This is a genomic window from Eikenella sp. NML070372 (genome assembly GCF_001648415.1).
Classification (GTDB): domain Bacteria; phylum Pseudomonadota; class Gammaproteobacteria; order Burkholderiales; family Neisseriaceae; genus Eikenella; species Eikenella exigua.
The window spans coordinates 15270-27210 of the sequence record NZ_LXSN01000012.1; the positions used below are offsets into that span (position 1 = coordinate 15270).

6 protein-coding genes are annotated in these 11941 nt (G+C 58.7%); all 6 read left to right on the forward strand.

Features of this window, described 5'->3' with window-relative positions; all coding sequences use genetic code 11:
* The first annotated feature begins 1 nt into the window (after window position 1).
* The 6 genes from A7P97_RS10490 to A7P97_RS10930 all read left to right on the forward strand — a co-directional run bounded on the left by A7P97_RS10490 (window position 2) and on the right by A7P97_RS10930 (window position 11868).
* Window positions 2-733, forward strand: coding sequence for a hypothetical protein (locus tag A7P97_RS10490; RefSeq protein ID WP_067529207.1), 732 nt, complete (start codon window positions 2-4; stop codon window positions 731-733).
* A gap of 10 nt (window positions 734-743) precedes the next feature.
* Window positions 744-3038 carry a hypothetical protein gene (locus tag A7P97_RS09455; protein ID WP_067529208.1) on the forward strand — a complete coding sequence of 765 codons (2295 nt, stop codon included), beginning with the start codon at window positions 744-746 and terminating at the stop codon, window positions 3036-3038.
* Window positions 3038-9688, forward strand: a complete 6651-nt coding sequence (locus tag A7P97_RS10290) for a hypothetical protein (RefSeq protein ID WP_156497511.1) — start codon at window positions 3038-3040, stop codon at window positions 9686-9688. The genes A7P97_RS09455 and A7P97_RS10290 overlap by 1 nt, the downstream gene beginning before the upstream one ends.
* Window positions 9689-9806: 118 nt before the next feature.
* On the forward strand, window positions 9807-11597 hold the full coding sequence (locus A7P97_RS09465) for a tail fiber protein (RefSeq protein ID WP_067529211.1): 1791 nt from the start codon (window positions 9807-9809) through the stop codon (window positions 11595-11597).
* Between the two features lie 14 nt (window positions 11598-11611).
* Window positions 11612-11737, forward strand: a complete 126-nt coding sequence (locus tag A7P97_RS10925; protein ID WP_255361657.1) for a hypothetical protein — start codon at window positions 11612-11614, stop codon at window positions 11735-11737.
* Window positions 11734-11868, forward strand: coding sequence for a hypothetical protein (locus tag A7P97_RS10930; protein ID WP_255361297.1), 135 nt, complete (start codon window positions 11734-11736; stop codon window positions 11866-11868). Before A7P97_RS10925 ends, A7P97_RS10930 begins: the two co-directional genes overlap by 4 nt.
* Window positions 11869-11941 lie beyond the last annotated feature (73 nt).

Here is an 11941-nt window from a genome sequence, read left to right on the forward strand (position 1 = left end):
GATGAGGATTGCAGCAAACGGCGGATCGAAGCTGGCCGCCTACGATACCAAGCTATCAAAGGCGGGCGGCGGCAAGGTACTCAAAAGCGGGGGCTATACGCCTAGTGCGGGCACCGGCGGCGGCATGAGCGCGGCCAATGTGGCGGCGATGGTGGGGCAGGCATTCGGCCTGTTGGGCGGCTTTGCCGGCAGCTTTTATTCGGCCAAATCGCAGAAGAGCAACCTGCAACATCAGGCGCGGATGGCGGACATCAATGCCCGCATTGCCGAGACCGGCGCGAAAACGGAACTGGCGCGCGGCCAGGCGGAATACGCCCGCCACACCTTGCAGGCCGGGCATTTGAAATCGGCACAGCGGGCAGCGTTGGCCGCCAACGGCGTGGCTCTGAACGAAGGCAGCGCTGCCGAGATGCTGGCCGCCACCGACATCATGAAGGAAATCGATGCCCAGACGATTGAGGAAAACGCCCTGCGCAATGCGTGGGGCTACCGCAGCCAGGCTGCCGATTACCGCAATCAGGCTTTGATGGGCCAAGCGCAGGCTTCATCCATCAGCCCTGCCGGTGCCGGCTTGCAGACCCTGCTCGGCTCTGCGCCGATGGTGGCGGAATACTGGGATAAGTATTCACGGCAAAAAGGCATCGGCAGCGGCAAGCTGAGCGCGGAAGAGAAACGATTGCTGGGCAGCAACCACTATGGCCGTACCAGCCGCATCCATACCCTGAAACGATAGAGACAGAACCATGCAGACACCGACCTATGACAATTTTCAGGCAGCCCCCAACACCCTGCCGCAAACCCGCTTCGGGGCGCAGGAAATGAGCGACCCCGGCGCCGGTATCACACAACAAGCCAAAGTATCGATGGCGCTTGGCCAGCACTACGGCGAGCAGGCCTTGCAGCAGATGCTGGCGGCCAACCAAAGCGTAGCCGACCAGAAATGGGTGGAAGTGGAAAACTACCGGCTGCAGCTGCAACGGGAATACGAACAGCAGCGCGGCTTGAACGCCCTGAACCGCGAAGGCGGACTTTCCTTGGCGGACGAGTACAACAATAAGCTGAACCAGTTTATTGCCGACCAAGCCGAAACCTTGAACAACCGCGCCCAAGTGGAGATGTTTGCGCATCGCGTAGGCCCGACCCAGGCGGATTTTTCTGACGGCGTAACCAAGCACATGATGGCCGAGGGCAGGAAGTTCCAAGAAGAGACGCTGAAAGGGCGGATGGATGTAACGGTAAGCGGGGCGATTGTGGCGCCGACCGACCGGGCGTTTGCCACTGCGATTGCCCGGCTTGAGCAAAACATCGGCGATGCGGCGGCTTATTACGGATGGGCGCCGGAGAAAGCACAGATGGAATTGCGTGCCAAGGTGGGCGAAGTAGTAAGCCAGCGGGCGAATCGGCTGATGGATTTGGGCGATTACCAGCAGGCACAGTCGATGGTGGCCCAATACGGCCCGATGATGGACGGCAAGACGGCGCTGGATTTGCAGGCGCGCATCAGCAAGATGCAAGCAGAAAATGAAGACGAGAAACTAGGTATCCTGCTGGCGGAAAGGGAAGCCAACGGCGGCGATATCGATATGGGCGCGATTATGAATGAAGGCAGCCAGTCTGCCCCGCCGGCCGGCAAAGCGGGCGGCAGCGGTAATGTGCGCCACTACACCACGCATGGCGGCGGCAGCTTCCGCAAGGTGGGCGGCTCGCGCTCTTGGCGCAACAACAATCCCGGCAATATGGAGTACGGTACTTTTGCCAAAGCGCACGGGGCAATCGGCACGGACGGGCGCTTTGCCATCTTTCCAACTGAACAGGCGGGGCGGCGGGCGAAAGAGGCGCTGATTTTTGAGAGTGACGGCGGCAAGCGGCTGCCCAATAATCCGCTGGATTACGGCGCCGGTATCGGCTACCGCAATAAAACGCTGACCCAGATGATTGCCGCCTACGCCCCGGCCAGTGAAAACAACACCCGAGCCTACCAGCAGCGGGTGTTGGCGGCAGTGGGCGGGCGCAACAAACGGATGCGCGACTATACCCCTGCCGAGCGTAAAGCCATTATGCAGGCCATGTTGGTGGTGGAGGGCTGGAAAGAAGGACGGGTTGAGGGCGCAGCCGGAACGGCGGTGTCGGCGCGCGCAGGCGGTGGGCAACAAGTACGCACCACCCGCCACGGGATGCTGCAGAAAGGCGGCAGCGGCCTGACGGCAGAAGATAGAACGCCGAAATACCCGCAGCCACGGCAGCAGGTTGTACGCATTGTTGGCGGCGACCGCGAACAAATCAACAGGCTGATTGATGCCATTCCCAATCCGGTACGGAGGGAAGCGGTGCGCCGCGCTTATGAATCCCGCCGCAGCGCGATTGCGGCCGGTGAGCAGGATTATCGGGAAAAGAATACCCGCATGGCACAGGACTTTATCGCTTCCGGCGGCTCGCCTAACCGACTGCCGGCAGAAGTGCAGCAGGCTATCGGCCCATCCGGGATGCAGGCGGTGCGCGACTATCAATTTAGGATAGAAAAAGGGCAGCAAGAACAGATGGAATACCGCTCGCGCCCGATTTACTACGACTTCCTTTATCACCCTGAAAAGCTGATGGATATGAGTGAAGATCAAATCATGAACCTGTCACCGGTAATCGGTTTGGATAAGGCTAACAACTTACTGGAACGCAAGCGCCGCCAAGAGAGAGACGGCGATAGCTCCGCGCCAAGGGTGGAAGCAGAGGTGCTGAACTGGACGATGCGGCAACTCAATATCCCGACCGGCAGCAATGTTTCAGCAGAAGACTTGCAGAAACGGGGTTGGCTGATGGACAACATCATGCAGGCCAACCGGGATTTCTATAGCAACCATAAGCGCTATATGACTCCTGGCGAGATGAGGGAATTTGTTACCAAAACACTGATGGATAATTATGTGAGGGAATATGTGGTGCGCGGCGTATTTGGGTATAGCGTGAAGCAGGAACGTGTGCCGGCGTTAATCGCTTCGCCGGCGCAGCGAGCTAGAGGACGTTACGAACAGGTGAATAAATAATGGGACAGGGAAGAGCTAAAACTTTTGATGAGATGCTGGCCAACGCTTATCAATCAGTGGGGGTTAATCCGGAACAGCAGGCGCAAATCAACCGGATGGCGCAGACGGTAAATATTCCGGCAACGGTGTTTAAGCATACTGGGACGGATACGCGCAATCTGCTGAGGGCGCGGCAGTTGATTGAGCGGATACAAGGCTCCCCGCGCGTGCAGCAGGCTGTAGCTGATCCGTCGCGCATGGGAGTGGCGCAGGATGATATTGATAACCTGATTAAGCTGGAAGAAAACACCAACCGCTACGGCGGCATGATGCGGGTGGAAAACTCGCGGCTGAAGGATTTATATGATTCGTTTCGATACGGTTATGAGACTCGGTTGGCGGAAAGGAGATTGGCTGTTGGTGCTGATGCGGCAAAATATGAAGGCAGGGATATTGGTTTCATGGACAGGGTTTTCCACCCGTATGTAACCGCACATGCGGCGCATCGCCGGCTTGACCCATATGCAGGAAATATCTACAGAGATACTGCCGTCGACTATCAGGCCGCCACACGCCGGGCGCAACGATTTGCCCCGACTGGAGAACTGGCGCGGCAGCAGCAGGAGTTTGCTGCATCAAAAACGACCGCTGAGGCGGCTAAATATTTAGCTACTCACCCGCGTTTGGCACTAGCTATGCAGGGCCAATCATATGGAGCGCAAGGCAAGGAAGGTCTGGCTACTTTAATTTTAGCGCGTCTCAACCCTTTGGCCGCAGCTGCTTTTATGGGGGCTAATTCTTACGATATTGAACGCAATTCAACCATCTCTTCCGAGGTAGTGAAACGGGTGGCGGATATGCCGTCTTCCGATATGGTTGGCAATGTCAGCCGTGTATTGGCTGATAATAAACAAATGGAGCAAATCAACACAAAAGCTAACCAGCGTGGCTTGCCAATTGGTGTATTGGACGGGGCTTCTTTTGGTTTCGCCGGCAGCTTTGTTAAAGCGGCTACCGGGCAAGGGGCAGGCAGGATGATGCTGTCCACTGGTAAAGAAGTGGCGATGCAGGCTGCAATGGGTGGCGGCGGCGAGTTTATTGCACAACAACTAACCGGCGAGCATGATCCTTCCGCTATTGCTGGGGAAATGGTACTGGAAATGCTCGGCACGCCGCACGAGGTCTTCAGTAATACCTATGAGGAGCGCGCATTAGCACGGGCGGCGCGGGCGGAAGCGGCCGCACAGGTGCAGGCGGAAATCGATGAGGCGGCGCAGCAGTCCAAACTGGCGCAGCGCGACCCGGTAACCTTCGGCGAAGTGGTGGACGATGTGGTGGGCGACAAACACCATCTGTATTTGGATGCGCAGGCGCTGAACCAATCCGGCTTGGCGGAGGAAGCGGCCAAGGCTTCGCCGAGCATTGCCGCGCAGTATGCCCAAGCACTGCAGCAGGGCGGCGACATCCAAGTGCCGCAGAACGAATGGGTGGCGCTGATTTCCCCCAATAAAGAGCTGGCCGACCCGCTGCGCCGGATTGCCCGCTTCGAGCCGGACGGCATATCGCTGGCGGAAGCGGCAGAGCAGAAAGCGGCCGCCCAAGCGGAAGGCCGGCAGGAGCTTGAGGAGCAGGCACGGCAGCAGGAGCGCGCGGCACAACAGCAGATACAGGCCGAGAGGCAGGCGGTGGAGCAGGAAGTGGCCGGCCAGTTGGAACAGGTGGGGCAGTTCGACCGCAAGGCCAACCAGAGCTATGCGGCGCTGGTGGGCAGCTATGTGGCCACACAGGCGCAGCGTTTGGGCATCCCGATTCCGGAAATGTGGCAGGCGCACAAGCTGAATATCGTGGGGGATATCGGTAATGCGCCGGCATTGAATCAGGCACTGGCTGCTTCGCCGCCGAAAGGTTGGGTGCACAGCACCAATCCGCAGGATGCGTTGAGCGTTTGGACTGAAGACGGAAACGAAGCCGCTCAAAATCAGGCAGTATTCTGGACACTGGAGAATGCGGCCGATACAGGACTGCCCGGCACTAACGGATACTCACACTCCATCAGCAAATCTGCCGCTTACCATATCTACAAAGAACACGGGAACGCTGAAACGGAAGCGGCACGTGGACAGATTGCGGTAACGGCTGAAGATTTAACGCGCATTCCTGAAATTGTTACTTCCCCTGATGAGGTGGTAACGGGCTTTCAGTCTGAACAAGGAGCGGAACGGGTTGCGTATTTGAAACGGTTTGATGATGCGCTGGTGGCCTATATCGCCGAAGCCAGCCGCAAAAAGAAAGACTTCCGCACGATTTCGATGCGGAAGTATCCCCCAACGGCAATATCCGAAAATGTTGCGAAGAACATCATCGACCAAAGCCTCAACGTCCGAAACGGGGAGGGGGCATATGGCAATACTACCGCTAATACCGAAAACAATCAAGATGCACAGCAACAATCTACGCTGCACCAAGCGGCACGCGGCGCATTTATGCCGGGCAGCAACACCATTGCCCTGCTGGAGAATGCCGACCTCTCCACCACCATTCACGAGCTGGGGCATTATTTCCTGCACACCGGGCTGAATATCGCCAATGCGCTGGAAGCGAAGGCGGCACGCGGCGAAGCGTTGAGCTTGGGCGAGCGGCAGCATTTGGCGGATATGCAGGCGACTTTGAACTGGCTGGGATTGGCGGATTTGCAGGCGTGGAATGCGCTTACCTTCGAGCAGCAGCGCCCTTACCACGAGCAGCTGGCGCGCGGCTTTGAAGCCTACATTATGGAAGGCAGGGCGCCCAGCTTGGAAATGCGCAGCGTGTTCCAGCGCATGAAGGCATGGATGCTGCGGGTGTATCAGAACCTGACCCGGTTGGACGTGCAGCTGAGCGACGAGGTGCGCGGGGTATTCGACCGCCTGTTGGCGAGCGATGAGGAAATCGCGCTGGCCGAACAAAACCGCAGCATGGCCCTGCTGTTTGACGACCCTGAAGCGGCAGGCATGAGCGCGGAAGAGTTTGCCGACTACCAGGCATTGGGGCAGGCGGCCACCGCCGAGGCGCAAGAACAGCTCTCGGCCAAGGCGGTACGCGATATGCAGTATGGGCGCAATGCCCGCACCAGGCAGCTGCGCGCGCTGCGGCGCGAGGCTAAGGCGGCACGGATTGAAGCGGAAACCGAAGCGCGGCGCGAAGTGATGCGCCAGCCGGTGTATCAGGCATGGCAGAAGCTGACTGCCAAACTGACTGATGCGGATAAGATCGGCCGTGCAGGAACGACAAAGTTTAGCCCGCAGGTGGATGAAACTCACGACAGCCTGTTTGCGGCGATTGCCAAACTGGGCGGCCTGAATAAAGACGAACTGGTGCGCGAATGGGGCTTTGACCGCCAAGACAAGATTGCAGCGGTGGCGGCGGGCTATCCGGTGTTGCGGCGCAAGAACGGGTTGGGTATCGACGAGATGGCAGAGCGGTTGGCGCAGTATGGCTACCTGCCGCTGGACAGCAACGGCAAATGGGATTTACGCGACCTGGAAGAACGCTTCTTTGACGAGCATCGCGGCGAGCGGCAATACAGCACGGCCTTTGTGCCGCGCGAGGAAACCAAGGCCGGCGGGCATGTTGAAAATCCGTTTGCGGTGTATGCGGTGCGCTTTGACGAGGGCGGCTTGCGTGAATTGGGCTTGAGTGATAGCGAAATCCAACTGCTGCGTGAGCGCAAGATGGTAAACAGTGCCCACGGCTGGCATCCGGATTTGATTGCCGAGATGGTGCTGGATGAAGACGGCAACCCCTACTTCGGCTCGGGCGAAGAGCTGGCACGCGCCATCGTGCAGGCTCCGCCGCCGCAGCGGGTGGTGGAAGGCTTGGCCGATAACCTGATGCTGCAACGGCATGGCGAACTGGCCACGCCGGAAGCGATTGCGGAGGCGGCAGACGAGGCGGCGCACAATGAAGTGCGGCTGCGCGTGCTGACCCGTGAATACAACGCGCTGGCCAAAGCGGTGGGCAACCGCACCTTGTTGGCGGCAGCGGCGAAAGAGGCGGCGCAGCGTACCGTTGGCCGCCTGCAGCTGAAAGACGTGAGCCCTGCCCGCTACCGGCGCATGGCGGCCAAGGCGGCACGCCAGGCAGAAGCGGCGTTGAAGAGGGGCGATACCGCGGCAGCGGCGGCGGAGAAGCGCAATCAAATCCTGCAAACCGCGTTGGCACAAGCGGCCGCCGAAGCCGGGCAGCAGGCGGATAAAATCCGCGGCCAATGGCAGAAGTGGGCGAACAAGCCGCGCGACAAGAGCGCCAAAACCCACGATGCGGCGCTAACGGAAGTGGTGCGCGCGGTGGTGGGGCTGTACGGCATTGCGCCGCGGAAAGGCTTATCCGCCGCCGAATATCTGGAAACCGCTGCGCAATATGAGGGCGAGAACCAAGAGGCAGTACGGCAGGCTTGGCAGCGGGCGTTGGAGGATGTGAAGCGCAACGGCGAGCATAAGCAGTTTAACGAGCTGAGCCGTGACGAATTGCAGGCTATCCACGACCAGCTGGCCGGTTTGCGCGAGCAGGCCAAGCGCGAGCATCAGGTGCGGATTGACGGCAGGCTGCAAGACCGTGAGCAAACCGCCGAAGTGCTGCGGGAAGAGTTGCGGGCGGCCAAACCGGATGCCAAGGGCGTAACCACCAACCAAGCAGTCGGCAAGCGGGAAGAGATGAGCTGGAATCTGCGCAGCCTGGTGTATGGCGCCACCCGCGTGGAAAGCTGGGCGGAAGCGATGGGCCAAGGCTTCCTGAATTACATCTACCGCCCGATCAAGCAGGGCGCGGAAGCCTACCGCAAGCAAACCAATGAGTTCAAGCAGGGCTTTAAGGCTTTATTAGAACCCATCCAGCAGGACTTCGACCGCCCGAAAATCCACAGCCACGAGTTGAACTACACCTTTACCTTTAACGAACTGCTGCACGCCATGCTGCACAGCGGCAACGAGAGCAACCTGCGCAAGCTGCTGATCGGGCGCGGCTGGGGCGAAGATACCCTGGACGGGCTGAATACCGCGCGCTGGGAAGCGTTTATCAACCGCATGCAGGAAGAAGGGGTTATCCAAGAGCGGCATTGGCAGTTTGCACAGGGGGTGTGGGATTTGCTGGAACAGAGCAAGGCTAAAGCCCAGCAGGCGCATTTCGAGGTGTTTGGCTACTACTTTGACGAGATTGCCGCCAACCCGATTCAAACCCCGTGGGGCGAGTTTCGCGGCGGCTACGTGCCGGCGCAGATTGATGCCGATCTGGTGGTGGACGCGCAGATGCGCGAGCTGGCTACCCAAGAAAACGAGAAGATGGATTACGCCTTCCCGACCACGGCCAAAGGCTTTACCAAGGCGCGGGTGGAATACAACCGCCCGCTGGTGTTGGATTTGGCACGGCTGATGAGCCACGCCGAACAGGTGGCCTTGTTCTCGAATATGGAAGTGCCGGTGCGCGATGTGCGCCGCCTGTTGTCCGACATCACGCCGGAGCTGAACCGCCACCAACATAAGGCGTTGGAATCCATGCTGATGCCGTGGCTGAACCGTGCGGCCAAACAGCGCACCGTAACCAAAATTCAGGCGGATGGCGGCTTCAACCGCTTTTGGTCTGTGATGCGGCAACGCGCAGGGATGGCATTGATGTTTGGCAACACTGTGAATACCATCCAGCAGATTACCGGTTTCTTGCTGGCCGGTGTAAAAGTGAAAACCCGCTACATGGCGGCGGCATCATTAGACTTTGTTTCCAACTACAGAGAGATGAAACAGTCAGTAGCGGAGCATTCGGAGTTTATGCGCAGCCGCATGGATAACGAAATTGCGGCAATGGATGACTTTATCCAAGAAACGCTGATTAACCCTAATCTGCTCCAGAAGGCGCAGAACTGGACTAACCGCAATGCCTACTTCCTACAGCAGGCGATGGCCAACAGCATGGAGCCGATTATTTGGACGGCAGCCTACCGGCAGGCTTTGGAACAGGGGATGAATGAGGCGGATGCGGCGTTCTTTGCCGACGGCACCATCCGCCAAACGCAAGGCTCGACCCTGCCGGAAGACATCAGCCGGGTGGAAGGCGGCACGGCCTTTGTGCGCCTGTTCACGCAGTTTATGGGCTACTTCAATATGCAGGCCAACCTATTGGGCAACGGCTTTGTGAAGCTGATGCGGCAGGGCGGTTTGCGCCGGAACAAGCTGGCGGCGGCGCATTTGTTTATGATGGGCTACTTCCTACCGGCGGCGGGGGCGGAACTGATTGCCGCCGTCGGCTATGGCTTGAAAGACGATGACGGCGACGGCTACGCCGATGAGATACTGAAAACTGCCCTGCTGGACGGCCAGATAAAAAACGGGCTGGCCATGATTCCCGGCGTGGGGCAGGTGGGTACGTTCTTGTACAACCGCTTCAACGGCAAGGCTTACGGCAGCCGCTTGGGCGGTGCGCCGGCTTTGAGTATGGCGGAAGCAGCCTTGCTCGCGCCGTGGTCTGTCGCCAAGGCGATAGAGCCGGATGCCGCCTACCGGCAGAAACGCAAGGGGGTGTACGACGCGGCCACTTTGATTACCATGACGCTCGGCCTGCCGGTGCGCGGCGTATTGAAAACGGGCGGGCAAGTGGACGACTGGAGGAGAAGGCTGGATATGTTCAGCGAAGAGCAGAACTAGCCAGGTACACTCGAAAACCACCCTTCGGCAGTTACCATAGACACGGTAACTCCGGAGGGTCTTTTTTATGACGATTGAACGCGAAAGCAGGCGTAGTGATGTTTATTTAGGCGATGGCATGAATACATCATTACCGTTCGGCTTCAAGGTATTTCTGCCGACTGAAATTGTGGTGGTGATCAATGAAAACGGGGTGGAGCGTACCTTGTCTCACGGACAGGGTTGCACGGTATCCCTGAACGCCGATCAGGATGTTCGGCCGGGCGGCACGGTACGCCTGGCTATGCCTTTGCCTGCTGGCAGCAAGGCAGTGGTGTTGAGCAATGTGCGGCCTTTGCAGCAGGTGGATTTAACCAACCAGGGCGGCTTTTACCCCGATGTGCTGAATGCGGTGCACGACCGGCTGACGATGTTGATACAGCAGCTGATGGAATTGCAGGCCCGAACGCCGCAGGTGCCGGCCACCGACACCGCTACCGGTAAGGAATTGGCCCGGCAGATTTTGGCATTATCCCGCTCGCTGCCTGAAGCGCTGCGATTACTGGCCAGTCCGGAGGTTAAAAAACTGCTGAACCTTCTTAAAAGTAACCCGAATCTGGGCAGGGTGGAGCTCAGCTCGGCGGTAAACAGCGACCGCGAAGATGTGGCCGCCACCTCCAAGGCCGTTAAAACGGCTTACGACAAAGCCGAAGAGGCGGTGCGGAAATCACTGCCGCTGGGCAGTATCGTGGCCTTCCCGCGCGTTGTAACGAACCCGGTCGGCTTTTTAAAGGCCGACGGCAGCACCTTTGCCCAAGCCACCTATCCCGACCTGCACCGCGTATTAGGCGGCAACAAGCTGCCCAACCTCACGCGCTCCGACATCGGCATGACCGCCTATTTCCCGTTTGGCGACATCCCGGACGGCTGGATTAAGTACGACGAGATTGCAGCAAAAGTAACGCAGTCCGCCTATCCCGAGCTGTACCGCAAGCTGGTGGCGCAGTACGGCAGCATTGCCGATGTCAAGCCGGTAGATGATTACTTTGTGCGCAACGTGGGCAGCGGCGGCCAAATCGGCCAGCAATACCCGTGGGCGGTAGGCGACCATCATCACATGATTGCCTTCGCCGCCTACGGTAACGACGACCTCAATTTGCGCCCGCTGCCCTATGAAAATTACTACCCCGGGCAGGTCAAAGTCGGTGACCAGAAATTTATCAGTTTGGGGCAGCTTTCCGGCACCGAGGGTAGCAACCAATCAAGCGACAAATACGGGCAGGACCACGTTAATGCTTTGAATGGTAGCTACTCGCAAAAACACGCTACTTTGCTGACATGGGATAGGGCATACACCGACAAATTCACGCCCACGCCCTATTATCAGGACAACACGCCGAAATACATCGGCATGGTGCTGTGCATCAAAGCCAAAGACAGCTTGGATGACATCGTATTTTGGATTAAGGCTTACGGCAAAGTGACCAATGCCGGAGCACTGGATGCCTCCACGCTGGCCGCACAGTTGCAGGACAAGGCCGACAAAAACCATACCCACCGCGCCGCCGACATCAGCGACTTGGGCGAAGCGGTTAGGCGGCAGATGGCCGACGCCATGCAGCACCAGGCTGGCGCCAACGGCTACACCAAACTGCCCAACGGCCTCATCGACCAATGGGGCTTCGTGCCGATGGGCTGGCAGGGGGAAGGGCCGGTTAAGGTAACGTTCCCAATCGCCTTCCCGAATGAGTGCTACAACGTGCAAATCACCGTCAAAAGCGGCGGCAGCTCCGGCGCGGTCGGCACAGATATAACGATTGGCGCGGGAGATTTAACGGCCACCGGATTTAATGCCTTGGTTAACACATGGGGGCAAGGTGCGAATGCTGCCGATTTCCAAGGCTTTTTCTTCCGCGCTATCGGACGCTAAACGGGAGGAACGGCATGACACTGCATTACTCACAATCCGGCGGCGGTTTTTACGACGACCAAATCCACAGCAGGCTGCCTGAAGACGCGGCAGGGATTAGCCCCGGGCAGCACGCCGCCGAACCGGCGGCCGCACGATGAACACCTGTCCGATTTATCCCGCCCCGTATAAAGGCCGCCGCGACGGCGCGCGGTACCGCCCCGGCATCGCCGCTGCTCGCCTGCATCAAGATTTAAGGCACGGTCCGGGCCCTGCGGGCGGCACCGCCTGAAAACGGAGGATGAAATGTCCGAACAGGATAAATACCAAATCATTGCCGACTTTTTACGGCAGGTCGGTTTCCG

Excerpts from the sequence above, each read along its gene's own strand:
- A7P97_RS10925 (WP_255361657.1), top strand. The coding sequence starts at position 11,612 with ATGACACTGCATTACTCACAATCCGGCGGCGGTTTTTACGACGACCAA.
- A7P97_RS09455 (WP_067529208.1), top strand. The coding sequence starts at position 744 with ATGCAGACACCGACCTATGACAATTTTCAGGCAGCCCCCAACACCCTG.
- A7P97_RS10490 (WP_067529207.1), top strand. The coding sequence starts at position 2 with ATGAGGATTGCAGCAAACGGCGGATCGAAGCTGGCCGCCTACGATACC.
- A7P97_RS09465 (WP_067529211.1), top strand. The coding sequence starts at position 9,807 with ATGAATACATCATTACCGTTCGGCTTCAAGGTATTTCTGCCGACTGAA.
- A7P97_RS10930 (WP_255361297.1), top strand. The coding sequence starts at position 11,734 with ATGAACACCTGTCCGATTTATCCCGCCCCGTATAAAGGCCGCCGCGAC.
- A7P97_RS10290 (WP_156497511.1), top strand. The coding sequence starts at position 3,038 with ATGGGACAGGGAAGAGCTAAAACTTTTGATGAGATGCTGGCCAACGCT.